Source organism: Solitalea agri (assembly GCF_023914155.1).
Classification (GTDB): Bacteria; Bacteroidota; Bacteroidia; order Sphingobacteriales; family Sphingobacteriaceae; genus Solitalea; species Solitalea agri.
Window position 1 is genome coordinate 69735 of the sequence record NZ_JAMWYS010000035.1, and the last position, 23862, is coordinate 93596.

Here is a 23862-nt window from a genome sequence, read left to right on the forward strand (position 1 = left end):
AAAAATTCTTTAAATGAAAGTTAAAAAAATCAAAAGCATTTTGTTGGGATTTGTTGCATTAGCAACTGTAAGTATTACTTCTTGTAATAAGAATGAGGATCCTCAACCATCTCAGGAGTCATTAACCGGGAAATGGGAAATAAAGACCAATAAGATTGTAAATTATATTAATGGCGTTGCGCTTGATGATTCTATTACACTAAATTTTCCGGCGGGCAGAGTTTTTCTTGAATTAGATGGTAGTAAAGCTAAACTTAACACTCATCCAAATATTTGGCCATATACTTTAAATGGAGATCAATTTATAATTAATGACAGCTTTTGGGGAGAACATGGTGTTTTCGAGAATGATATTCCAATTCCAATAACCAGGTCGTCAAAATTTAAAATAACAGGTGATATTTTAATATTAGAAGGAATTGATGAATGGATTCAATATGGAGAACCTAACAAAACGGTGATAAGTTATAAAGCTAAAAAAGTTAAGTAGCCTGCAAAAAGATGGTTTATAAAAAGGTGGCAAGAAAAATTCTTACCACCTTTTTATATTCTGGTTTGTTAATTAGTCTTTTCCCGCCGGTCTAAACGGATTTACCCAGCTGATGAAAGGGGCTATTTTGCGGGTTTGGATCCAAACCCTTCCTTTTCCACTGAAACGACAAACCAATCCTTCTCCTGAGAAAAACAACGATTTATAACCGCCAACTCTTGAGATCTCGTATTGCAATCCTTCCGTAAAGGCAACAATATGTCCGGTGTCAACCACGTAGCCATCCTCCACGTCAATAGGGATAATGCCTCCATAAGAGTTAAACCATAAGTCGCCTTGGCCCGAACATTTGATCAAAAAGAAACTTTCTCCTGAGAAAAAACCTCTCATTAAACCCTGAAACTTGGTTTCAACGTTAATAGTATCTGCAGAAGCCAAGAAAGCGGTATTCTGTAAATAAATAGTTTCGTTATTTAAGTAGATATGCTCTACATCACCCGGGCAAGCCGGTGCAATTTGAATATCGCCATTGCCGTTTACTGCCGAAAACTCATTTATAAATAACGATTCACCGGTTAAGAAACGTGAAAATCCACCTTTTAATTTGGTTTTCATTTCAATGTTGGTGTCCATAGTGGCCATTGCTGCAGCTTCTACTTTAAGCTTTTGTCCGGCCGGTATATTTACGGTTACAAATCCATAATCGGGTTTGCAATCCATTTTAAAATCAAATCCTTTTTTATCTAGTGTTTCCATTACTTCCTAGGTTTTAATCGTACGCCCAAAATATTTCCAAATGAAGAGGTGTTGTGAGATTGTATCCACACAGTACCATGTCCCTTAAACTTACACACCAAGCCTTCTCCTCCTAAAATGGAGCTGATCCAGCTTTTGCCGGCTTTAGTAAGTGAGAAGTTAAGGCTTTCTTCAAAGGCAACAATATGACCTGTATCTACAATGTATTCCCCATTCACCTGGATCGGATAAATAGCGCCGAATGAATTGACAACTACGGTACCCTTACCACGAATTCCTAACCAGAATAAACTCTCCTTAGAAATTAGTGATTTAAAGCCTTGCCAGTTCATGTCAATATCTATGTCGGGAGAGCTGGCAACGTAGGATCCGCCTTGAACAATAATTCCTTCTCCGTTTAGCTCTTTTACCATCATATCACCTGCATGGGTAGCTCCAAGCCATACAGTTCCGCCCTGACTACCTGCCGAATAATGGTTTAAGAAGAAACTTTCGCCCGAAAGCATTCTTTTCAATCCTTTTATAATTCCACCCGAAGCTTTTTTGTGGGTAGTGGTCGTCATATTAACCGAAGGGCTCATGGCGATCATGGCACCTGCTTCGGCTGTAAAGTCCTGGCCTGGAGCAAGTGTTATTTCAGCCGCCGATGATCCGGGACGCATCCTTAGTGTTACATTAAGTTTGCTGGTGGTTATATCTGAAGTTTGTAATTCCATTTTTAAGATCTTATAAGTGTCTGTTTACCCATGATGCCAAACCAGCAATGTTGCGGGTTTGTAAATAGATTTTTCCTGTCCCCTCTACACGTGTTACAAAACCTTCTCCACCAAAAAGGCTTCCGAAGATGCCGCCAGCTAATTGAGGTTTAAGTTTCATGCCCGGCTCGTAAGCAACTAAATGACCTGAATCCACTATATATTCGCCATTGATTTCTTTTTCGATAATACCGCCGTAGGCACCAAAAACTACTTTTCCATGACCAGAAGCAACAAGTTTAAAAAGACCTTCTCCTCCAATAAGAGAACCAATGCCAGCCCATTTAACACCAAGTTTTACTCCCGGCTCTGAGGCAATGTACGAGCCCTGCTGAATGCAATAGCTTTCGCCATTGAGTTCTTTAACTGTTATATCGCCTGGGGTAGGTTGCGTCAAATGGAGGCTCAACGTTTTGCTAGTGTTGTTGGTAAAGTGATTGATGAATAAACTTTCACCACCTAAAAATTTTCGTATTAATCCGCCAAATAGGCCTCCGTTAAATTTTGCGTTCATATCTAACTCTGCCGACATGCTCGACATGGCGTCAGATTCAGCAACGAATGTTTCACCGGGTTCGAGCTCTACAATTACGTGAGCAAAAACCGGTTTTCCTTCTACTGTTAAGTTCATGGTTAGAATTTGTTTATAGTTAATAGTTTGTAGCTAGTTAGCATTTAGCATTGCCTCTCTGAACTTTTTAAAGTTTGAAGGCAAGGGCGTAAATTGTGGGTTGATGTTTTTAATGTTTTCTTTAAGATGATCAATTCGTTCCTGGGTATTAGGGTGAGTGGATAAGAATGATAAATCAACGGTTTCCTCCATTTTTTTATTCAACTCTGTTTCTTGTTCTTTTTTTAAGGTTTCAAAAAAAGAAATCAAGCCTTGTGGATTCATATTAGCCTCAACCAGCATATTCAATCCTGTTTCGTCGGCTTCGGTTTCAAAGGCACGACTGTTAGAGAGTGATGCCAGGTCTCCCCCGATATTGGCGAAAGTGCCTGCTAATGCACTCACATCACCGAGGGTGGCCGCCAAAATGGTGAAAATGCCAATATTGTTAATCACACTTCTGACATGATGACGACGAGTAACGTGGGCAAGTTCATGACCTAAAACACCTATTACTTCTTCCCACGATTTAGCCTTATTAATTAATCCGGTTTGAACAATTACTTTTCCCCCTGGTAAGGCGAATGCATTAATAGTAGGGTCTTCTACAAAGTACAGATCAATTTTATAACCCTGCTGTTCCACCTGCTTAAATAAAGGGGCAGCAACTTTTAAAAACTCCTTCTTTAACGAATCATTTTTTATGATTTTGTATTGAAGAGACAAAGCCGTGAAGAGTTTATCGCCGGCCTCTTTTTCCCAGGTTAGAGGTACTTGTTTCGCCAAACCCTCAACCATTTTATCTTTTAACAGATAAAGACCGCCAATAAGAACTACAAAAATTGCGATAATGGTTAAAGAACCTATCAGTAGTTTATTAAGCAGTTTTCTGGCAGATACAATCTCTTTATGAAAATTAGGGTTTGAGGTTATCACAGCATCCTTTAGCACTGCTTTATCTGCCGTGTAAATGGTAATTTCTTCCCGATGTTTATCACTGAAAAAAATGAAGCGATTTCCTGAGCCACCGGCCCTAATGCTTAGATTTTTTAGATCAAGAGTATGATTTATTGATTCCGACTGAAAGAATGCACCATCGTTAGTTAAAAGCAAACTACCGGAGCATCTTCCGCCTGCAGCATTTGGATGAATAAGAACAGCTGAATAGGATTGTTTTTGGTTTTCGAGTAAAGGCATAAATTATTGAGCAGGCAGTTTTTATGGGTTGTTTTTAATTGTAACTGAATTAATTAATGGTTTGATAGAGCAAATTTAGTTTCATTGTGCAGGCAGATTGCATTATGTTGGCGATGAAAATAAGGCTTTAAGTTGAATTTGCAAATGCTTACTTTATAAATGGGTGTTTATCCTGATAATAGGACCATTCTTGTGAGGTGTTAAGTAAAAAAGCTGCAACTTCTATTTTTAGCATAGAAAATGCAGCTTTTCTAGTAAACTAAGATAGACTTCAGGTTAACCTATTTCTTCAGGTCGATAATGTAGGAGGTGAGTTCAATAATTTGACCATTAGCAAACTTGTACACATCGCAATAAGCCATGTCTACAATAGTTCCGTCTTTCTTCTTCATGCTCATTGTTCCATCCGACATGACCATATCGCCATCTGCAATTACATTTTTTACCATAATCTTCGGTGGGTCAGGGAAATCATCCGTTTTCATGGCTTTACTCACCGCTTCTTTTCCTTCTAAAGCCGGGCTGCCCACCATTCCCCAAACCACATTGTCGGCACAGTAGTCTATAAATGTTTCGACATCACCTTCTGCAAACAAGGCATTCAGCTTATTTACAATTTCTTTGTTTGATGCAGTTGACATGTTTTGAAGATTTTAAATGGTTAATAATCGTTTTGAGTTTAATAGCCCCTTATAATTATTTCGGTAAGCATATGCTAAGAAAAGATCACCAATTAATAAAGCAATTGCAACCGGTAGGCCACTAGGTTCAATACTCAAATGAAATAAAAAGATGTTGAGTATATCAGGGAAAATGACCACCGTTGCCAGCGGAACATACCAACCTGATAAAAAAGCAATGGCACAAACCAGTTCGGTTATTTTAATAAGCATCAGTAAATAACCCGATGCCACCATCCCTTCCATAAAGATTTTAACTTTTCCATGAAGTTCGGGCTGTGGCATTAAATGAAAAAGAACCGTAACTGAGGCAAATAGAAACATGAGCCCCATTAATAAACGAACAATTATTACTGCAGTTTTCATCTCGATTAAAGTTTATTCCAAAAATGTTGTTATTGAGTACGGGGCTGTTCGAAGCTAACCATCCACTGAACACCGAACTTATCTTTTAGCATGCCGAAATAGGCTCCCCAAAAAGTGTCTTGCATGGCCATTTGTTCCTGCCCGTCTTCAGAAAGACCTTTAAATACCCTGTCAGCATCAGGTTTACTATCTGCATGAACCGAGAGATAAAAGTTATTTCCTTGCTGCAAACCTTGCTGCATCGATCCTAAGGCATCAGTCCCCATTAAAATATTACCATTTCCTATAGGTAAGGCCATATGCATGATCTTGTCTTTGTCTTCCTCTTTAACATCACCCGCTTCGGGAGTGTCGCGATAACGCAATAGCATCGAAAACTCACCGCCAAAAACCGATTTGTAATGGTTAAATGCTGCTTCTGTTGTACCTAAAAAGTTTAGGTATGGATTAACAAGTGCCATAGTTGTAAGATTTAAGATTAATAGATTATTGATTTTCTAATACTGTCTTCAGATTCCCAAGGCTTTCATCCAAACTTTCGCCCAGGGTTTTATTCATTAGGAGGTTCATTAAATTCATTGGGAATGGATTTCGTCCACTCATTTCCCATTTAACTTTTGTTTGTTGCGACGAAAGGGTGTTTGTGCTCAATGAAGTGTTGGCTATTCCCTCAAAAGGTTTAATGAATCGAAGCTGAATGTCAATCTGACGATCGCTGATACGCTTAATCTGTTGCTCACCTTGACCTGCTTGTTTGTTTCCGTTCCAGGCATACACAAAACCTACAGTGCCATCCGTTCCCCTGAAATCTTTTTGGAGATTAGGATCCATCATTACCCACTTGTTATAATGGTCCTGGTTCTTGAGCAGTTTTATATAATCAAAAACCTGTTGTTGTGGCTTATTGATCACTATTTCTCGCTCAACTTTATATTCATTTTTAACGAATAGGGCTGTGATCAGTAATACAATTACGATTGAGACCACGAATAGGATAAGGATTCCGATGATTTTCATAATAAGTTGTTTTAAGTTGAATTATAAGTTTTTTATCAGGTAATTATTGATCATTGTTGGATTCATAAACAATCATCATTACAAACCTAGGAGATTATGAAATAAGTGAAAAGGCGCAGATACGGCATTCTTGTGGGTTGATTGCGACAGCAGATATAGTTATTTTTAATGTATGAAACACATCTCTATTCTGGTGCCCAAAGGGGCTATTTTAGGTAGTCTTGAAGGCTCCCGCCAGCTGCTAACACAGGTAAATGAGTTTTTTAAGGCCAAAGGGCAAGATCCAATATTTAAGGTCCAACTTATAGGGCTTTCAAAAGAAATACCTGCAAGTGGCGGTTTGTTTACTGTTAATGCCGATATGGTGATTAATGAGGTAAAAAAGACCGACTTAATTATTATACCCGCATTAGATGGGGATTTGGCAACTGCGATAGAGAACAATCGTGATTTTATACCATGGATCATTGATCAACATCGAGCAGGGGCTGAAGTAGCAAGTCTCTGCCTTGGGGCTTTTTTATTGGCATCAACAGGCTTATTAAATGGAAAGAGTTGCGCCACTCATTGGATGGCAAGCAATGAATTCAGAAGAATGTTTCCAAGTGTGAATCTTGTTACTGAGCAAATCATTACCGATGAACAAGGCCTTTATTCAAGCGGAGGAGCGTTTTCTTACATGAACTTAATCTTATATCTGATTGAAAAATATGCTGGTCGGGAAATGGCGATTCTTTCTTCCAAAGTTTTTGCCATTGATATTGAGCGCAGCAATCAATCTCCATTTATTATGTTCCGTGGTCAGAAAGAACACGAAGACCTGCCAATACGAAAGGCCCAGGAGTTTATTGAAACCAATTTCCATGAGAAAATTACCGTTGATGAACTGGCAGATATGCTGGCAATCGGACGCCGGAGTTTGGAAAGACGATTTAAGAAGGCTACTTCAAATACCGTTACAGAGTACATTCAACGGGTGAAAATTGAGGCGGCTAAAAAAGACTTTGAAACCAGCCGGAAAAATATCAACGAGGTAATGTATGAAGTGGGTTATTCAGATACCAAAGCTTTCAGAACTACCTTTAAAAAGATCACGGGTCTTTCACCTATCGACTATAAGAATAAATACAATAAAGAAATGGCCGTGGCTTAAGTAGCGGCAAACTCTTTTGTCAGAATTACCCCTAAAGAATGCCGTTTTTACACCTCATGAAACCCTAACTGTCAATGTAAATTTGATTAAAACATGACAAGCAGATGTTTTAATCAAATTACATTGGCTATGATTGAGGTATTTAAAACGAACGTAAGTATTAATCATCAGGCGATCGGCCTAATACACCTAATCCAATCAACCTTTAAGGGCTACAAGGCGAATTTCGATCTGCATGACTGCGACCGGATTTTGCGTGTGGAAAACACGGAAGGCTTAATTGATGCACTTGAAGTAATCAAGTTGCTAAATCGGCTGGGTTTTTATATTGAAGTACTTCCTGATGAACTTCCTGTCTATTCACTAAACTATTGTTTAACAAATAACTAATCCATAATTATGCTATTGTCAAACAAAATTGCAGTTATCTACGGAGGTTCAGGGGCTATTGGCAGCACTGTTGCAAAGGCTTTTGCCCATGAAGGCGCTAAGGTTTTTATTGTCGGTCGAAATCGTAGCAGGTTGGAAAAAATTGTTGCCCAAATTGAAAGCTTCGGTGGCTATGTAGAAGCAGCTTCGTTCGATACCTTGGATGATGATGCGGTAGAGAATCACCTTGCTGATCTAGTTGAGCGAATGGGGCGCATTGATATTTCCTTTAACTGCATAGGAGTTTATCATGTGCAGGGAGCGCCGCTAGCAGTAATGCGTTTAGAAGATTTCACCTTTCCAATTTCAACATATCTTACTTCAAACTTTAATACTTCAACTGCCGCAGCACGTTATATGGTAAAAGCGAATTCGGGTGTAATTTTAACCATTTCAACGCCTGGAGCCTTGATGAGTAATGGTTATGCAGGAGGCTTTGGAGTGACTTGTGCAGCCATTGAGGGTTTAACCCGGCAATTGGCAGGGGAGTTGGGTCCATCTAACATCCGGGTAGTTTGTTTACGACCAGATGCGATACCCGAGGCAGTTTGGGCTGGGTCACATAGCAGGGAAATGTTTATGAATCGAGCCCAATTGATGGGGATGTCATTTGAAGAACTCTTCCAGGGGATGTTAAACGGCACTTTACTTCAGCGTTCGCCCACCTTACAGGAGGTTGCAGATACAGCGGTTTTCCTGGCTTCGGATAAAGCGAGCGCCTTAACGGCTACGGTAGCAAATTTGAGTTGTGGATCGGTGGTGGGGTGAATCGTTTCAGGTAGTGAATTTATCCTTTTGAAGTTTCGAACGAGGCAGATATTTTAGAAGAATTTCCATTGAAGATCGATTCTGCTCCCAAATTTCTCCAGATTTATTATTTTGTTTTATCTCGAAAGATTGGGGCATGAAATTACTTATCGTTGAAGACGAACCTTCATTAAATAAAAGCATCGTGGAGTTTCTTACCTCACAGCAATATTTATGTGAATCGGTTGACAATTATCAGGATGCGGTTGATAAAATCAGCTGCTATGAATACGATTGTATCGTACTCGACATTATGCTGCCCGGCGGTAATGGATTGTTGTTGTTGCAATTGCTAAAAGAACAAAATAAAACAGATGGCGTGATCATTATATCAGCCCGGAATGAACTGGATGACAAAATAAAGGGCATTCAACTTGGTGCCGACGATTATTTAACCAAACCATTTCATCTTTCTGAATTAAGCGTAAGAATAGCTGCAATAATTCGTCGTAAAAGTCAATTTGGAAACAGTTTGTTGACATTTCATGAAATTCAACTCGATACCCAGGCTAAGTCAGTATCTATAAAAGGACAAGCCTTGGTGCTTACCCGGAAAGAATACGATTTACTTTTGTATTTTATTGTTAATAAAAACAGGGTGTTATCGAAAAATACAATAGCCGAACATTTATGGGGTGATGATATGGATTTAGCAGATAATTATGATTTTATTTATACCCACATTAAGAACTTACGTAAAAAATTACTGCTATTTGGCGCCCGCGACTATATCCAAAGTGTTTATGGTATGGGCTATAAATTTACCGATCAGTGAAACTAGCTACTAAATACAATCGCATTACCATTGCTGCATCCATCTTCATTTTTTTGGTTGGTAGTGTAGCTTTTTATTTTGTACTGAAGTATGTCCTGCTTAAACAGCTTGACGATACTTTAAGAGCCGAGCAACAAGAAATTACACAGTACACTAACGAACATAAACAGTTACCCGAAATATTGCCTGCATATGGGCAGAAGATAGTTTATAAAAATATAACTGATTCTTTAGCTTTTTCCGGATTCAGATCTGTAAAACAATGGAGTGAAGAGGACAAAGAGTTTGAGTGGCAGCGGGAATTAACCTTTCAAATTAATGTTTCAGGTAAGCAATACGAAGTAATTGTTAGCAAATCGCAGGTAGAAACGGAAGACCTGTTAGAACTGGTAATATTAGTTACGGTGAGTATGATTGCGTTAATACTACTTGCCGGTTATTTAATGAATAGAACTATCCTGAATCGTTTGTGGCAGCCTTTTTATCAAAGTTTGTTACAGGTAAAAACGTATAACCTGTCCGACCATAAAACGCTAAACTTACCTACTACCAACATTGATGAGTTTTCGCTTTTGAATCAGAGCCTTAATAGTATGAGTGATCGGGTTCAGAAAGATTATTCCGTGCTGAAAGAGTTTACCGGCAATGCAGCCCATGAGATGCAAACTCCTTTAGCGGTAATTCGTTCAAAACTGGAAATGCTTATGCAGAATGAGCGCTCACTTGAACATAATGCAGAACCTTTGCTCGAAATGGAACACTTTGTTAATAAACTTTCACGATTGAATCAGTCGTTGTTGCTACTTACCAAAATAGAAGTAAAGCGGTTTGAATTAGACGAAGAAATTCAGTTCGATGAGATCTTACAACAGAAAATAAATGAGTTGACCGAATTAATTTCAGCAAATCAACTCATCTTTAAAACTGAAATCGAAAAATTAACGATTTCTTTTAATCGTCAACTGGCGGAAATCATCATTGGCAATTTGTTAAACAATGCTGTACGGTATAATTACTCCGGAGGAGATATCGATATTTCCTTAAAAGAAGGCTCTTTGGTTATCTCAAATACTTCTGCACTCCCTGAATTAGACAAAGAGAAAGTATTTCAGCGCTTTTACCGTCATCCTGATACAAAGTCTGATGGAAATGGTTTAGGACTTTCTATCGTTAGGCAAATTTGCGAAGTAGCAAATTTTCGGTGCACTTATCAGTACAAAAATGATCGACATATTTTTACCATTGTGTTGTTCGATCGTTTTTCTTCTCAATAATTTCTTCTCCAACATTACTTCAGAATTGAGTCTTTTCTTTATCGTGCTATAAAGAAAATGAATAAAGTAACCCTTCTTATTTTAATGCTACTGAGCATAAATGCACATGCGCAGCATGTTTTTAAGGCAATAGTAAAGGATTCTATTTCCCAACAGCCTATTGTAAATGTTTCTGTAAGTGAAGGGAAAAATAAAGGCGCCTTAAGTTCCGACAGCGGAAAAGTGGTTTTTTCTGATTTGTCAGCAGGCAAACATCGGTTTTTGTTTTCTTTAGAAGGATATGACCCTCAGGAGATTCAAATAACCCTACCCAGCTCATCATGGCATGTGGTGCTATTAAAAGCGAAACAGAAAGAGTTAGAGGAAGTAACCGTTATTGCCTCTTCGCGAAATAACCTGAGAATGGAAAATTCTCCATTAAAAGTGGAGGTGTTAGGGATGGAAGAGTTAGCGGAAGAGAATACCATCAAGCCCGGAAATATAGCAAGTCTGCTTAGCGATGTTAGCGGCATTCAAATTCAACAATCATCAGCGGTGTCAGGCAATGCGAATGTCCGAATTCAAGGTCTGGAAGGCCGGTACACTCAATTGCTTAGAGATGGTGTGCCACTGTTTGATGGATTTTCAGGAGGATTTGGAGTCTTGCAAATCCCTCCGCTCGATTTAAAACAGGTAGAACTAATTAAGGGCTGTGCTTCTACTTTATATGGAAGTGGTGCTATAGGCGGATTGATCAATCTTATTTCAAAGCAGCCAACAGAACAGCAGGAAGCCGTTGCAACGCTCAACCAAACTTCGCTTAAAGAAAGTAATGTCAACCTTTATGCTGCAAAACGCTATAATCACTTTGGCTACACGTTCTTTACCGGGTTAACCCATCAAAATGCCGCCGACGTAAATAAAGACGGGTTTTCGGATGTTCCAACGCTTAACAGCGTGGTTGTTCATCCGCGCATATTCTTTTATCCAAATGAAAAAACTAAGATCATCGCGGGATATACCGGAACCTTCGAGAATCGGTTGGGTGGTGATATGGAAGTTATCGGTAATAAGTCAGATGAGATACACCGGTTTTTTGAGCGGAACAACAATGATCGTCATTCCGGAGAACTTTCTTTAGATCATACATTTGCCAAATCTGGCCGGCTAAGTGTAAGAGCCAGTTTAAGTTCCTTTGCCCGAGGGATAAGTTCTGCTGATCTTTATTTTAAGGGAAGACAAGTAAGTTATTTTACGGAAGCAGCAGTAATGGTTCCGTTTTCAAAAAACAGTGTGGTTGCCGGACTAAATGTAAGTGGTAACCTTTTCAAAAAACTGCCTTCTGATCCAATCGCGTTAACTAATTTTCAAAACAATACAGTAGGGGCTTTTGCCCAGTTCACTGCCTGGCTACCCGGAAACTCAACGTTCGAACTAGGCTTAAGAGGAGATCATGACAATTTTGGAAATTTCCTTTTGCCAAGGGTCGCCCTATTGCATCGATTTAATAATGCCTGGGCTACCCGGCTAGGTATAGGCCTTAGCTACAAATCGCCTAACCCATTAGCTCCGCAAAATATCGATTATCCGATCGAAACCATCCAGCCACTGCCTGCAGGAATAAAGGCTGAAAGATCAATAGGGTACAATGCAGAAGTGAACTACAAAAAGAAAATAGGAGAGAATTCTTCCTTATTTATCAATCAGGCTTTTTTCTTTACCGAGGTTAGGAAACCCATCGTCACTACTGTATTATCGGATGAATCGGTTGTTTTTAACAATGCCAACAAATCCATTAACACGAAAGGGTTGGATACTTATATCCAACTAACACTGAACGATTGGGAGGTTTATGCCGGGTATACTTTAACGGTGGCTGAAAGAAAATACCTTACAACTAACCAGTTCCTGCCTTTAACTCCTATGCATCGTGTGGCTTTTACGCTGGTTAAAGAATTTGAAGAGCATTGGCGCCTTGGGCTGGAGGGTTCGTATACAGGCTCGCAATACAGAGATAATGAGAGTAAAACTCCCGGATATGTTTTCTTTGCCGCAATGGTCGAACGAAAATTCGGTAAGCATGTAAGCTTAGTGTTGAATGCCGAGAATCTACTCGACTATCGTCAAAGCAAGTTTGAATCATTATATACAGGTACAATTACAAATCCCACATTTAAACCGTTATGGGCACCCATCGACGGAAGGGTAGTAAATATGAGTTTAAGAATCGGGTTGTTATAAAAATTATATGAAGAAGGATCAAATGTGGAAGATTAGGCTAACAATTGCTTTACTTTTTGTTTCCAGGTCATTTAGTGTATATGCTCAACTAGCAGATACTATGATAATGAAACAAGAGCCAATCATAAAATATGGGCAGTCATCAAAACTGAATAGTCCTATAGAAAAGGTCGCATTCATTGGCGTGCCCATAGCAATGGTCACTTATGGCTTTTGTGCATTAAACAATGAAGAACTGAAGGAAATTAACGGGAGTACAAGGGTTGAAATCAAAGAAGATCATCCTCATTTTGCTACAACTGCCGACAATTACCTCCAATTTGCACCTGCGGTTGCTGTTTATGGTTTAAACGCCATGAATGTTCCAGGGAAAAATAATTTCCGAGACCGGTCAATGATCTATTTATTGTCGACAGTTTTTATGAGCACTACCGTTCATGGGCTTAAAAACGTAACCCACGAACAACGTCCAGATGGCTCGGATTACCTGTCGTTTCCTTCCGGACATACCGCTACTGCTTTTGCTGCTGCCGAATTTCTACGACAGGAATATAAAGATCAATCTATGTGGTATGGCATTGCGGGGTATGGGGTTGCAACGGCAACGGGGGTATTACGCATGTATAATAATAAACATTGGTTCAGTGATGTAGTAGCGGGGGCTGGCATTGGCATTTTATCTACGGAAATGGCTTATTGGGTTTACCCACCTATAAAAAGAGTACTATTCAAGGATAAGTCGCCAAAAGCATTGGTTGCTCCAACTTATTACGATAAAACCATTGGGTTGAGTTTGGTGGTTAAGCTATAAATCGTTAACCATTTATGCTGAAGTGATTACGAAAACAATTTTCAAATTAATAGCCTATTGATATGAATATCTGCCAATTAAATTCACATAAACTAAATCAGAAAGGAGGATCTGATGTATCTAATGCGCTCTATGATTGTATCGTTTCTAGCCTTATCAATCATTTCAGGTTGTAGTAAAGATGAAATGACAGTTCCGGCGAACGAAGCCGAATTAGCCGCTAATGATTCCTTAACAAAAGCGGTGGAATGTGTTTTAAGAGGTGTTCCTGGTTTTCCGGGGGCATCTAACTTTGTTACCAATATCACCAACCCTTACCTTCCTCTAACTCGAGGGAAGGTCTTTACCTATAGATCTGTAACTGCAGATGGCGTTGAAATCGATATCGTGAAAGTAACCTATAAAACAAAAAACATCATTGGAGTACCTACTACCATTGTTCATGATCAATCGTTTATAGATGGAGAACTTGCCGAAGACACCTTTGATTACTTTGCTCAAGACAAGCAGGGTAATGTTTGGTATTTTGGAGAAGACACGAAGCAATTAGAAAACGGGAAAGTGATTGGTACAGTAGGCTCTTGGCGGTCGGGTGTAAATGGTGGAACCCCGGGCATTGTGATGCTTGCCAAGCCTAAGGTAGGCTTAAGTTATCGACAGGAATTTTCTCCTGATGTTGCTGCAGATCAAGCCAAAGTACTAAGTCTCACTGCAACTGTTAAGGTGCCGTTCGGGCATTTTACTAATTGTTTGAAAACCCTTGATACAACCCCATTAGAACCAACTGTAAAGGAATACAAATTTTATGCAAAAGGAGTAGGCTCAGTGTTGGAGGTTCAAGATGAAGAAAGACTAGAGCTGATCTCAGTTAAAACTTATTAGCGTTTAAAACTGCAATCTGATTTAAAATGCTAGAAATGAAAAAAAGCGATCCATGGATCGCTTTTTTTCATTTCTTGTGGTCCCTACAGGAATCGAACCTGTACCTCGAGAACCGGAATCTCGAATTCTATCCATTAAACTAAAGGACCTTTAGTAGTAGCCCAGACGGGAATCGAACCCGTATCTAAAGTTTAGGAAACTTCTATTCTATCCATTGAACTACCGGGCCAACGGTAGGCGGCAAAACTACTGTTTTGGAGCCAAATCTGAAAACGTTAAAAGGTCTTTTATCGAATTTCACTACCATTTTTCACAGCCGTTGTTGGAGCTGCAAAGCAAAGCTTACCATCCGCATCTTCGGCCATTAAGATCATTCCCTGTGACTCAATGCCTTTAATCTCTCTTGGAGCAAGGTTAATCAAAATGCTTACTTGCTGGCCAACAATGGTTGAGGGCTCAAAATATTCAGCAATTCCTGAAACAACGGTACGCTGATCAATTCCTGTATCTATTGTAAGCTTTAATAATTTTTTAGTTTTTGCTACTTTCTCAGCTGTTAAAATGGTTCCAACACGAATATCCATTTTCGAAAACTCATCGAAAGAAATGTTGTCTTTTGCAGGAGTAACCTCTTTTGCTGCAGCTGCATTTGCCGTTTTTGATGCTTCGAGTTTTTGTAATTGCTGTTCAATTACATTGTCTTCCACTTTCTCAAACAATAAGGCTGGTTCTGCAATCTGATGTCCTTCGGTTAATAAGTTAATGCCTCCTGTATTATCCCATGCCGTTTCAGAAAGATTAAGCATGGTTGCTAATTTTTTAGCGCTAAAAGGAATAAATGGTTCGGCCAAAACTGCCAGGTTTGCGGCAATTTGTAAACCGATGTTCATGATAGTTTTAACACGTTCTTCATCTGTTTTAATCAATTTCCAAGGTTCTGTATCAGCTAAATACTTATTGCCTAATCGGGCAAGGTTCATAAACTCCTGCATCGCCTCACGGAAACGATAAGCCTCTATTGAAGCTCCAATTTTAGCTGGATAGCCTTTTAGTTCTTCAATAACTTCTTTATCGAAATCGGTTAATGCGCCTAATGAAGGAACTACTCCGTTATAATATTTCTGGGTTAGTACCGCTACACGGTTAATGAAGTTACCGAAGATGGCTACTAACTCATTGTTATTACGAGCCTGATAATCTTTCCAGGTAAAATCGTTGTCTTTCGTCTCTGGAAAGGTTGAACATAATACATAACGTAATACATCCTGCTTATCTTTAAAATCAACCAGGTAATCGTTTAGCCAAACGGCCCAGTTGCGCGAAGTGGAAATTTTATTGTTTTCCAGATTTAGGAACTCATTAGCCGGAACATCGTCGGCTAAGGTGTAGGTTCCGTCAGCCATTAACATGGCAGGGAAAATTAAACAGTGGAAAACAATATTATCTTTCCCAATGAAGTGTACCAGTTTGGTGTCGTCAGATTTCCAATGCTCTTCCCAGTTTGCTGCACTAGTTTGTGGTTGACGAATATTTAAATAGTACTCGTTTTTCTTCGAATCAGCATAACCTGCCTCTTTCGACTTAAATAATTCTTTGGTTGCCGAAATATAACCGATTGGAGCATCGAACCAAACATATAGAACTTTTCCATCAGCGCCTTCAACCGGAACTGGTACGCCCCATTCTAAATCGCGGGTTACGGCACGCGGCTGTAAACCTTGAGATAACCATGATTTGCATTGGCCGAAAACGTTCGGTTTCCAGTTTTGGTGGTCCTCTAAAATATATTTCTCTAGTTGAGGCTGATATTTATCTAATGGTAAATACCAGTGTTTGGTTGACTTTAAAACAGGCTGCTCACCACTTAATGTTGATTTTGGATTAATTAACTCAGTGGCATTAAGAGTAGAACCGCAGTTTTCACATTGGTCGCCGTAGGCCTTGTCATAGCTACATTTCGGACAGGTACCTGTAATGTATCGATCCGCTAAAAACTGATTAGCTTTCTCATCATAATATTGCTCACTTTCTTCTACAATAAACTCGCCTTTATCATATAGCTTTTTAAAGAAATCTGCTGAAGTTTCATGATGAGTTTGAGAAGAAGTACGATGATAGATATCGAAAGAAATACCGAAATCACGGAAAGAGTCACCGATTATTTTATGGTACTTATCAACCACTTGTTGTGGTGTAACGCCTTCGGCTTTTGCTTTAATGGTAATTGGAACACCATGCTCATCAGAGCCACAAATAAAAACCACCTCTTTACCTTTCGAGCGTAAATAACGAACAAAAATATCAGCAGGTAAATAGGCACCGGCTAAGTGGCCAATGTGAACAGGACCGTTGGTATAAGGCAATGCAGAAGTAACCGTATATCTTTTGAATTCTTTCATCGAAACTATAAAAGTGAATGTAATGATAGATTGAGAGTTTAGACAGGAGTAGGTAGCCTATTTCAAAGCTTCCATCGTAGTCAAAATTCTCACGAAACTCGGCAAAGATAAAGAATTTAGCGCAAGGGAATAATGGCATTGTATTTTGGCCCGCGGATCAGGGAGATTTGCCCAGAAAACAAAGATTAAAAAGGATCTGCGAATATCAGCGAAATCTGCGGGAGGTATTTTGGCCCGCGGATCAGGGAGATTACTGCAGAAAATAAAGATTAAATAGGATCTGCGAATGTTAACGAAATCTGCGGGAGACATTTTAGCCCGCAGATCACGGAAATTTGCGCAGATAAAAAATATAGGAATAAGATCTGCGAACATCAGCGAAATCTGCGGGAGACATTTTAACTGCAGGAGTATTTTAGATTTCGGATCTTGCAGATTTACGCAGGAAATAAAAAACAAAAGAAACTTTGTGTACCAGTGTCTATAAACCATTTACTTTTCTAAATATCGATTTGGAGATATCAACACAGTTAAAGTTCACTAATAAGCCTAATTTCTTTTCCGATAGTTTTAGATAGGTAATTAATTGTTTATGGTGTACTTCAGCCAAGTTTTCTACTGATTTAATTTCAACTACCACCAGATTATTGATAAGTAAATCGATTCGATAGCCGGCATCTAGTTTTATTCCGTCATATATAAGAGGTAATGCACATTGAGCTTTTACGTCCAATCCCATTTTTTTCAATTCATAGGCTAAAGCGGTTTCATAAGCAGACTCCAGTAAACCTGGGCCTAAGTTGTTGAATACTGAAAAAATCGCACCTCTGATAAGATAGGAAATCTCATTTTCACTCATAGAAAACAGGTAGATAATGGTATTCATTAAATATAACTATTTATTGTTTTGATGTTAAATATTAGGTCCCAAGAACCTCTCGTCGGCTTAATTGGTAAGAAATTTGGCGTGTACAATTATGCATAAGGTTTGATTCTTGCCGCTAATCATTACATCTTTGCGCTATGAACAGAACTCCTGCATACTTACAACCCGGTGATACAATAGGCATATTATGCACTGCCCGATATGTGACTAATGACCAACTCCAACCAGCTATTAATTTATTTGAAAGCTGGGGGTTAAAGGTAAAATTGGGAAGTACGGTTAATGTTGAGTGGCATATTTTCGGAGGCGATGACCAGTTGCGTGCGCAGGATTTGACAAATTTTTTTAACGATCCGGAAGTAAAAGCGATTGTTTGTGCACGTGGGGGCTACGGTACTATAAGAATGATTGATGCGGTGGATTTTTCAGGCTTAATTCAACAGCCCAAGTGGTTGGTAGGTTTTAGTGATGTTACGGCTTTACATTCACATATTAACAGCATGTATGAGATACCCACTTTGCATGCTTCGATGCCTGTGATAATTGACAATAAAACACCTGAAGCGATTGCCTCACTTAAAAACGCCTTGTTTGGTGAAGAACTCGATTATTCATTCAAAAATGAATCTTCATTTAGTAGGTATGGTGAGGTAGAAGGTGAAATAGTTGGAGGGAATCTATCGTTAATTCATACCGTGCAGAATACCGTTTCCGAATTGTTTATGTATGATAAGATTTTATTTATAGAAGAGGTAGGGGAGTGGATGTACAATCTGGACCGTATGATGTGGAACCTAAAACGTTCTGATAAATTAAAGAATTTAAAAGGCTTGATCATTGGTGGTTTTACCGAACTGCAGGATAATGAGATTCCGTTTGGCTTGAGCTATGAAGAGATTATTTGGGAAAAGGTAAAAGATTATAACTATCCGGTTTGCTTTGGTTTTCCCGCAGGACATATTGCCGATAACCGGGCAATTAAAATGGGAGTGCAGGCTACTTTAAGAGTTGGTAAAAATGTAAGTTTTAGCCAAAAGGCATAAAAAACGCCCCGAGAAATCGGGGCGTTTTTTATGCTTCTAATCGGTCTGATTAATTTGATTATTTCTTATTCTTATTATTGATCGTTAGCCCAGAGGTAGCTAAGTAGATTATTAGCAGCAGAGGATTTTCTTCATAAGAGCGGATAAAATTTAAAGGATTATTGTATCAGTATGTGTAGATGATCGCAAGTGAATTCTTAAGTGATGGGTAAATGTTTTTACTAGATGTATATATAAGATTTGTCCAAAAGGCTTAATTGCTTTTTGGACAAATCTTCAAGCATTTTATTTATCCCACCAAACGGGAACATAGTTATCGCTAACTACGGTTGCATTTGGATTATATAATCGTTCGTCAATTGAGGTAGGATAGCGTAGCGGAATCTGAGGTTTAACACCGTTAGGATTAGGGGTTAAAGCAGGAATTCCGACTCTTCTGTAATCATCGTAAGGCTCGGTTTGAGTAAACAGGGCAATGTATTTTTGTGTAATGATCTTTTGTAAGCTTATTGTTCCAGCTGTTTCGCTTGCAAAAGCAGTGACAAATGCTGCAGGAGGAACAGCTCCGGTTACAGCTCTCACAGAGGATGTAACTGCTTCATTATGGGCTGTTGCTGCTGCTGCTGCATTTCCAAGCCTTAAATTTGCTTCCGCGGCGATGAACTGAGCTTCAGCATAGGTAACTAAAGGTAGTGGCGAGCCATTCGAAGCAATTCCAGGGCCTGGCGCTGAAGTAGAATTAGTGGTTATATCCGAAGGACTATTTCCTGAATAACCACCAGCATCGTCTTTTGCAGCAAAAAATGGCAACCGGGGATCATTATTAGTCACTAAAAGGTTAATAAAAAAATTTCCCATTCTTATATATCCTCTATTGTCCATAAAGGCAGCCCATTGATTATAATTTGAGGGGTTATTGTCGTAAAAAACAGCCTTCATGTCATCTAATTCTTTAAGCGAAAGATCTGCTGCGGCTAAGTCTTGTAAAGCTTTTGTTGCACTCCCTGTTGGATCAACTTGACTTAACCGATTTGCATATCTCGCCTTAAGTATATAAGCCGAACGAATCCATTTAGCTACATCTCCACCAAAAATAATATCATCAGCGGCCGGAATAAACGCATTAGATGTTAACGGTTCCTTTAAGTTTGTAATAGCATTATCTAACAATGTTTGAATATCGGCTATAACCTGTTCTTGTGGTTCAAATTTAGGAGTAAAGTTTCTTTGTAAACCATTAAAAGCCTCTGAATATGGAACATCACCCCAAAGATCAGTAGCCAAGCCTAAATTCATGGCCATCAAAATTTGTGATATTCCTTCATAGTAAGGATTTTCGTTTCCGTATGTCACAATAATTTGATTGGCATTGATCATTGTTCCTGCAAATAAGGTTTGCCAGGAATTTAAAATATCGTTTTCATTAATATCATAACGAGCATAGTTTTGATATTGTCCATCCACGCCGGCTACGTGTTGAGTGAATAAATTCGTTTGACGAGCCAGATCTCCGGTTAGGTTGGCAAAAGTACCTACCTCAGTAGAGCTTAATAATAAGCTAGGGGATGAATTTTCCGGATTGTTAGGATTTACTCCGTAGTCATCAAGCTTTGATTGACAAGATGAAACAGTCAGTATAAATCCTAGTATTATGTAAGTTATAATTCTTTTCATGGTTATTGTTATAATTAGAATCCAACAGTTAAACCAAAAATAAATGAGCGGGCACCAGGATTATTAAAGTAGTCAAAGCCATTCAGATTTGATCCAGCACCTGTTAAACTAGTCTCAGGATCTCCACCTTTATAATTTGTATCGAGGAATAAGTTTCGGCCGGTTGCTCTAACACTGAGTGAATGGATAAATTTTTCCATCTTTTTAAGTCTAAATGTATAAGAAAGTGAAACCTCTCGAACTCTAAACCAGTTTACATCTTCAACAAACTGCTCGGCTGCGCCACCGCCATCTCCCAAGTATTGTGAAAAATAAGTTAAGGCACTTATCTCTGTGGTATTAGGAGTGGTGCCATCTTCCAATACGCCGGGTATAACATATGTCCGTTCTCGATCTGCTGATTGCTCTGTACGACCTAAACGGTTTAAACGTGCATAAGTACCGTTCCAGATAGCTCCTCCATGTCGGATGTCAAACAGAACATTTAAACCAATTCCTTTGAAAGTGAAAGTATTTCTGATACCTCCCATCCAGTCAGGCTGTGGGTTTCCAATATTGCCGCTTTCAGCTTGTTTTAATGGTACTCCATTGGCTCCAATTATTAAATCACCATTTGTATTTCTTTGCCATTTCGTGCCATAAAATACACCAATAGGTTCACCTATAATTGCATATGAACCAATATCGGTAAAGGCAGACTCTAATTGAAGTTGCGTAACACCTTCAGCTAACTCTAAAACTTTGTTTTTATTTGTTGACCAGGTTACTCCAAGATTCCAGTTAAAGTTCTGGCTTTTAACTACATCACCTGCAACTTCGACCTCATAGCCTTGGTTTTCAGCTTTTCCAGAGTTTACATATTCAGCTGTAAAACCAGAGGATGCTGATAATGGGCGATTTAGGAGGATATCATTTGTGGTTTGATGATAGTAAGTAAATCCAAGACTAAGTCTGCTTTGGAACATTTTAAGATCGAGTCCAAGTTCATTTGCCGTTACTTTTTCAGGTTGTAGATTTGAGTTACCCAAAACTGTTAAACCATCATAGCCAAACCCATTCGCGCTTCCATAAGGAAAACTCAAACCGTTTGTAAAGCCATCGGTATAAATAGGAGGTTTATAATAAGTTTTTGTATTATAAGGTTCAGGTGAAATACCTGCCTGAGAATATGAATATCTAAACTTACCAAAGCTTATCCAATCGGTAAGGTTAAAGGTTTCGGAAAATAGCCATGCTAACGAAGCCGATGGATAGAAGAAGTTATTTTTTGATTCGCCAAATGTTGAAGACCATTCATTCCGTCCGGTCAAGGTTAAGAATAACATATCTCTAAATGCGAAATCCAACTGTCCAAATAATGCATTTGTATATTTTCTGACTGCAGAAGTTGAAGAGTATTTGGTGGCAGCATTGGACATATCATAAAATCCAGGAACTGATAATGTTTGTCCTCTTGAATAAAGACTTCCAAAGTTGCTTGTGCTAATATTGAAACCTGCAGTATAATTCAATTTAATGTCACCGATTAGCGGTCCTCCACCCGTAAAGATAAGGTCAGAGTAAATGTCACGGTTGGTAATTGTGTTATAGTTTACCTGACCGGTCTGATCTCCTGCATCGTTACCAAATGAAGAAACTGCATAAACCTGTCTTCTGTCATCAGAATATGAATCAACTCCAATTTTGTACATTGCATTAAACCATGGTTTTCCGGTATAAGATAAGTACACATTTCCTATAATTCGGTTAACACTTGTATTGAATGGGTTCTCATACGCTGTATAAAAAGGATTGTCATACAATGCAAAATAGGTGCGTTGAAAGTTGTTAGAGAATTTATAATCACGTATATCAAATGAAGCAGGCGCTCTCAACAAACCAAGCATTACACCTCCGATATTACTACCATTCTGAGATTGAATACCGGTAGTTCTGATATAATTTGCTGTTCCTCCAACTTTTAGCCAATCTTTTAAGAAACCATCAGCGGTAATGCGTAAAGAATTACGTTTGAAATCAGTATTTGGAACAATACCACTCTGATCTGTTCTGCCAGCTGAAAACCTAAATGTTACTTTGTCGTTTCCTCCGTCAATTGATAAATCGGTAGTACTTGTCCAAGGTTTTTCAAAATAATTATCGGTGTTATTATAAGAGATTAAGTCAGGTGTGGATGCAATTGCCGGACCCCAACTGCTTGAAGTTCCACCGCTTACATCATCATCAGTATTATAGATATTATCTGGCCCTGGATCAGCAGTAATATAATTACCACCTACACCTTGTGCATATTTGCTTTGGAGATTAGGAAGTCTGTTAACTTCTGAATAATCAAAGGTTTGACTAAGGGTGATTCCTAATCCAGATCCCTTTTTACCTCTTTTTGTTGTATAAACAATGGCTCCGTTTCCAGCTCTGGCTCCATATAATGCAGCTGCTGCCGGACCCTTCAGTATTGTTACTGATTCAATATCATCAGGATTAATGTCGATTGCACGGTTGGCGTTATTTACCCCACTTAATGTTTGATTAAATGGATAATCTCCGGCAACAGTAGTAGTAGTTGAGTTATCAATTGGAACCCCATCAACAACAATAAGAGGCTGAGTTTCACTCGTAAATGTTGATACACCTCTTAATTGAATTTTGCTTGATGCTCCAGGCACACCAGCTGCACTTGTTACTTGTACCCCCGCTGCTTTAGCCGCAAGAGATTCTATAACATTTACCTCTCCAGATTGCTTAAGGTTGTCTCCTTTCAGATCAGTAACAGCATATCCTAAAGCCTTTTTCTCTCGGCTTATGCCCAATGCTGTAACGACAACTTCTCCTAATTGCTTAGAGTCTTGCTCCATAGCAACGTTAATGACATTGCTTGTTCCTAACGTTATCTCACGAGTAATGTAGCCAACATATTGGAACGCTAGTGTTTTTGCATCATTAGGAACTGAAACCGAGTATTTCCCATCCTGATTAGTTTGGGATCCCAAATTGGTGCCTTTTACTTGTACGGTAACCCCGGGAATGGGCTGGCCGTCTAATTTGTCGGTAACCGTACCAGTAATGGTGCGGTTTTGCGCCACGCTAACTAAAGAGAACATCACTAGCCAGGCGACTAATAGTAAACATTTCTTCATAAGAGTAAAATTTAGATGACTGATTCACTCCAATTTAATAAAAAAAAATGGTTTAACTATCCAAATATTTACACTTAGCTATTTGATAAAGGCTTTTGTAACAAGGATTTACCTATTTAGTTACAAAACCTACTTAAAAAATCAATAAACAGCCTTAGGATTAGAGAGGGTCAATTATGTAACTTTTTCGAAACGGAAATTGCCTTTAGGTGAGTCTTTCGATTATTTAATAATGAATGCATTAACAGTGTAATTATCAAAATCAATTGCAGTTGATCCATTTACATCTAGAATTGTTTCCAATTTAATTTCCAGGCCATTATCCATTCTTAAAAAATCCTTATTATTTTTTTGAAAGAAATCAGTAATTATTCCCAAAGTGTGTTTCTGTCGGTTATCTTCCTCTGCATAGATAATAGAACATGGAGTTTTATTAGCAGCAAAAGTTTCTAACTTACCTGAGAACAAGCTGTTCAATAACTTATATCGTCCCATTGGAAT

The 23862-nt window shown here is 38.8% G+C and carries 23 protein-coding genes and 2 tRNA genes; 10 read left to right on the forward strand and 15 right to left on the reverse strand.

What is annotated here, in order from left to right:
- Nucleotides 1–13 precede the first annotated feature (13 nt).
- A complete protein-coding gene (locus NF867_RS10610) occupies nt 14–490 on the forward strand; it encodes a hypothetical protein (RefSeq protein WP_252587850.1) in 477 nt (158 codons plus the stop codon).
- Nucleotides 491–562: 72 nt separating this feature from the next.
- Here NF867_RS10610 and NF867_RS10615 read toward each other — a convergent pair whose 3' ends face one another.
- From NF867_RS10615 to NF867_RS10650, 8 genes are all read right to left on the reverse strand, one after another.
- Nucleotides 563–1246 (reverse strand): TIGR00266 family protein, encoded by a 684-nt coding sequence (locus NF867_RS10615; protein WP_252587851.1) that lies wholly within the window; start codon nt 1244–1246, stop codon nt 563–565.
- Nucleotides 1246–1962: a TIGR00266 family protein gene (locus NF867_RS10620; protein WP_252587853.1), complete on the reverse strand. Its 717-nt coding sequence runs from the start codon at nt 1960–1962 to the stop codon at nt 1246–1248. The genes NF867_RS10615 and NF867_RS10620 overlap by 1 nt, the downstream gene beginning before the upstream one ends.
- 10 nt (nt 1963–1972) lie before the next feature.
- Complete coding sequence (locus NF867_RS10625; RefSeq protein ID WP_252587855.1) at nt 1973–2632, reverse strand: TIGR00266 family protein; 660 nt, start codon at nt 2630–2632, stop codon at nt 1973–1975.
- Between the two features lie 33 nt (nt 2633–2665).
- Nucleotides 2666–3808 (reverse strand): M48 family metallopeptidase, encoded by a 1143-nt coding sequence (locus NF867_RS10630; RefSeq protein WP_252587857.1) that lies wholly within the window; start codon nt 3806–3808, stop codon nt 2666–2668.
- A gap of 281 nt (nt 3809–4089) precedes the next feature.
- Nucleotides 4090–4449 carry a nuclear transport factor 2 family protein gene (locus NF867_RS10635; RefSeq protein WP_252587858.1) on the reverse strand — a complete coding sequence of 120 codons (360 nt, stop codon included), beginning with the start codon at nt 4447–4449 and terminating at the stop codon, nt 4090–4092.
- Nucleotides 4450–4461: 12 nt separating this feature from the next.
- On the reverse strand, nt 4462–4854 hold the full coding sequence (locus NF867_RS10640; protein ID WP_252587860.1) for a DoxX family protein: 393 nt from the start codon (nt 4852–4854) through the stop codon (nt 4462–4464).
- A gap of 29 nt (nt 4855–4883) precedes the next feature.
- The gene (locus NF867_RS10645) at nt 4884–5315 is read right to left on the reverse strand and encodes a VOC family protein (RefSeq protein WP_252587862.1); all 432 of its coding nucleotides are present in this window, start codon (nt 5313–5315) and stop codon (nt 4884–4886) included.
- A 25-nt stretch (nt 5316–5340) separates the two neighbouring features.
- Nucleotides 5341–5871 (reverse strand): SRPBCC family protein, encoded by a 531-nt coding sequence (locus NF867_RS10650; protein WP_252587864.1) that lies wholly within the window; start codon nt 5869–5871, stop codon nt 5341–5343.
- A 172-nt stretch (nt 5872–6043) separates the two neighbouring features.
- On the opposite strand from NF867_RS10650, the gene NF867_RS10655 reads away from it, so the two are divergent.
- The 8 genes from NF867_RS10655 (at nt 6044) to NF867_RS10690 (ending at nt 14222) form a co-directional block, all read left to right on the forward strand.
- A complete protein-coding gene (locus NF867_RS10655) occupies nt 6044–7024 on the forward strand; it encodes a GlxA family transcriptional regulator (RefSeq protein WP_252587866.1) in 981 nt (326 codons plus the stop codon).
- A 93-nt stretch (nt 7025–7117) separates the two neighbouring features.
- Nucleotides 7118–7414 (forward strand): hypothetical protein, encoded by a 297-nt coding sequence (locus NF867_RS10660; RefSeq protein ID WP_252587867.1) that lies wholly within the window; start codon nt 7118–7120, stop codon nt 7412–7414.
- A 9-nt stretch (nt 7415–7423) separates the two neighbouring features.
- Nucleotides 7424–8221: an SDR family NAD(P)-dependent oxidoreductase gene (locus NF867_RS10665; protein ID WP_252587869.1), complete on the forward strand. Its 798-nt coding sequence runs from the start codon at nt 7424–7426 to the stop codon at nt 8219–8221.
- Between the two features lie 136 nt (nt 8222–8357).
- Nucleotides 8358–9035 carry a response regulator transcription factor gene (locus NF867_RS10670; protein ID WP_252587871.1) on the forward strand — a complete coding sequence of 226 codons (678 nt, stop codon included), beginning with the start codon at nt 8358–8360 and terminating at the stop codon, nt 9033–9035.
- Nucleotides 9032–10309, forward strand: a complete 1278-nt coding sequence (locus NF867_RS18425) for a PorY family sensor histidine kinase (RefSeq protein WP_252587872.1) — start codon at nt 9032–9034, stop codon at nt 10307–10309. The genes NF867_RS10670 and NF867_RS18425 overlap by 4 nt, the downstream gene beginning before the upstream one ends.
- A gap of 57 nt (nt 10310–10366) precedes the next feature.
- On the forward strand, nt 10367–12529 hold the full coding sequence (locus tag NF867_RS10680; RefSeq protein WP_252587874.1) for a TonB-dependent receptor: 2163 nt from the start codon (nt 10367–10369) through the stop codon (nt 12527–12529).
- 7 nt (nt 12530–12536) lie between these two features.
- Complete coding sequence (locus tag NF867_RS10685) at nt 12537–13340, forward strand: phosphatase PAP2 family protein (RefSeq protein WP_252587876.1); 804 nt, start codon at nt 12537–12539, stop codon at nt 13338–13340.
- Between the two features lie 132 nt (nt 13341–13472).
- Nucleotides 13473–14222, forward strand: a complete 750-nt coding sequence (locus NF867_RS10690) for a hypothetical protein (RefSeq protein ID WP_252587878.1) — start codon at nt 13473–13475, stop codon at nt 14220–14222.
- Nucleotides 14223–14299: 77 nt separating this feature from the next.
- Here NF867_RS10690 and NF867_RS10695 read toward each other — a convergent pair.
- The 4 genes from NF867_RS10695 to NF867_RS10710 all read right to left on the reverse strand — a co-directional run bounded on the left by NF867_RS10695 (nt 14300) and on the right by NF867_RS10710 (nt 17507).
- Nucleotides 14300–14371 (reverse strand) — tRNA-Arg (locus NF867_RS10695).
- Nucleotides 14372–14379: 8 nt separating this feature from the next.
- Nucleotides 14380–14451 (reverse strand) — tRNA-Arg (locus tag NF867_RS10700).
- Nucleotides 14452–14509: 58 nt separating this feature from the next.
- Complete coding sequence (gene metG / locus NF867_RS10705) at nt 14510–16621, reverse strand: methionine--tRNA ligase (RefSeq protein ID WP_252587886.1); 2112 nt, start codon at nt 16619–16621, stop codon at nt 14510–14512.
- Nucleotides 16622–17102: 481 nt separating this feature from the next.
- Entirely contained in the window at nt 17103–17507 is a 405-nt protein-coding gene (locus NF867_RS10710; RefSeq protein WP_252587893.1) for a GxxExxY protein, read from the reverse strand.
- A gap of 137 nt (nt 17508–17644) precedes the next feature.
- Here NF867_RS10710 and NF867_RS10715 point away from each other — a divergent pair, with 137 nt between their 5' ends.
- The gene (locus NF867_RS10715) at nt 17645–18550 is read left to right on the forward strand and encodes a S66 peptidase family protein (protein WP_252587900.1); all 906 of its coding nucleotides are present in this window, start codon (nt 17645–17647) and stop codon (nt 18548–18550) included.
- Between the two features lie 285 nt (nt 18551–18835).
- Here the strand turns inward: NF867_RS10715 and NF867_RS10720 are convergent, their stop codons facing one another.
- The 3 genes from NF867_RS10720 to NF867_RS10730 form a co-directional block, all read right to left on the reverse strand.
- Nucleotides 18836–20224, reverse strand: a complete 1389-nt coding sequence (locus NF867_RS10720) for a SusD/RagB family nutrient-binding outer membrane lipoprotein (RefSeq protein WP_252587902.1) — start codon at nt 20222–20224, stop codon at nt 18836–18838.
- Nucleotides 20225–20238: 14 nt separating this feature from the next.
- Nucleotides 20239–23361: a SusC/RagA family TonB-linked outer membrane protein gene (locus NF867_RS10725; protein WP_252587904.1), complete on the reverse strand. Its 3123-nt coding sequence runs from the start codon at nt 23359–23361 to the stop codon at nt 20239–20241.
- 222 nt (nt 23362–23583) lie between these two features.
- The gene (locus NF867_RS10730) at nt 23584–23856 is read right to left on the reverse strand and encodes a hypothetical protein (RefSeq protein ID WP_252587906.1); all 273 of its coding nucleotides are present in this window, start codon (nt 23854–23856) and stop codon (nt 23584–23586) included.
- Nucleotides 23857–23862 lie beyond the last annotated feature (6 nt).

Excerpts from the sequence above, each read along its gene's own strand:
- NF867_RS10635 (WP_252587858.1), bottom strand. The coding sequence starts at position 4,449 with ATGTCAACTGCATCAAACAAAGAAATTGTAAATAAGCTGAATGCCTTG.
- NF867_RS10625 (WP_252587855.1), bottom strand. The coding sequence starts at position 2,632 with ATGAACTTAACAGTAGAAGGAAAACCGGTTTTTGCTCACGTAATTGTA.
- NF867_RS10670 (WP_252587871.1), top strand. The coding sequence starts at position 8,358 with ATGAAATTACTTATCGTTGAAGACGAACCTTCATTAAATAAAAGCATC.
- NF867_RS10690 (WP_252587878.1), top strand. The coding sequence starts at position 13,473 with ATGATTGTATCGTTTCTAGCCTTATCAATCATTTCAGGTTGTAGTAAA.
- NF867_RS10630 (WP_252587857.1), bottom strand. The coding sequence starts at position 3,808 with ATGCCTTTACTCGAAAACCAAAAACAATCCTATTCAGCTGTTCTTATT.
- NF867_RS10710 (WP_252587893.1), bottom strand. The coding sequence starts at position 17,507 with ATGAATACCATTATCTACCTGTTTTCTATGAGTGAAAATGAGATTTCC.
- NF867_RS10665 (WP_252587869.1), top strand. The coding sequence starts at position 7,424 with ATGCTATTGTCAAACAAAATTGCAGTTATCTACGGAGGTTCAGGGGCT.
- NF867_RS10680 (WP_252587874.1), top strand. The coding sequence starts at position 10,367 with ATGAATAAAGTAACCCTTCTTATTTTAATGCTACTGAGCATAAATGCA.
- NF867_RS10725 (WP_252587904.1), bottom strand. The coding sequence starts at position 23,361 with ATGAAGAAATGTTTACTATTAGTCGCCTGGCTAGTGATGTTCTCTTTA.
- NF867_RS10645 (WP_252587862.1), bottom strand. The coding sequence starts at position 5,315 with ATGGCACTTGTTAATCCATACCTAAACTTTTTAGGTACAACAGAAGCA.
- NF867_RS10615 (WP_252587851.1), bottom strand. The coding sequence starts at position 1,246 with ATGGAAACACTAGATAAAAAAGGATTTGATTTTAAAATGGATTGCAAA.
- NF867_RS10730 (WP_252587906.1), bottom strand. The coding sequence starts at position 23,856 with ATGGGACGATATAAGTTATTGAACAGCTTGTTCTCAGGTAAGTTAGAA.
- NF867_RS10640 (WP_252587860.1), bottom strand. The coding sequence starts at position 4,854 with ATGAAAACTGCAGTAATAATTGTTCGTTTATTAATGGGGCTCATGTTT.
- NF867_RS10620 (WP_252587853.1), bottom strand. The coding sequence starts at position 1,962 with ATGGAATTACAAACTTCAGATATAACCACCAGCAAACTTAATGTAACA.
- metG (WP_252587886.1), bottom strand. The coding sequence starts at position 16,621 with ATGAAAGAATTCAAAAGATATACGGTTACTTCTGCATTGCCTTATACC.
- NF867_RS10650 (WP_252587864.1), bottom strand. The coding sequence starts at position 5,871 with ATGAAAATCATCGGAATCCTTATCCTATTCGTGGTCTCAATCGTAATT.
- NF867_RS10715 (WP_252587900.1), top strand. The coding sequence starts at position 17,645 with ATGAACAGAACTCCTGCATACTTACAACCCGGTGATACAATAGGCATA.
- NF867_RS10610 (WP_252587850.1), top strand. The coding sequence starts at position 14 with ATGAAAGTTAAAAAAATCAAAAGCATTTTGTTGGGATTTGTTGCATTA.
- NF867_RS10655 (WP_252587866.1), top strand. The coding sequence starts at position 6,044 with ATGAAACACATCTCTATTCTGGTGCCCAAAGGGGCTATTTTAGGTAGT.
- NF867_RS10720 (WP_252587902.1), bottom strand. The coding sequence starts at position 20,224 with ATGAAAAGAATTATAACTTACATAATACTAGGATTTATACTGACTGTT.
- NF867_RS10660 (WP_252587867.1), top strand. The coding sequence starts at position 7,118 with ATGACAAGCAGATGTTTTAATCAAATTACATTGGCTATGATTGAGGTA.
- NF867_RS10685 (WP_252587876.1), top strand. The coding sequence starts at position 12,537 with ATGAAGAAGGATCAAATGTGGAAGATTAGGCTAACAATTGCTTTACTT.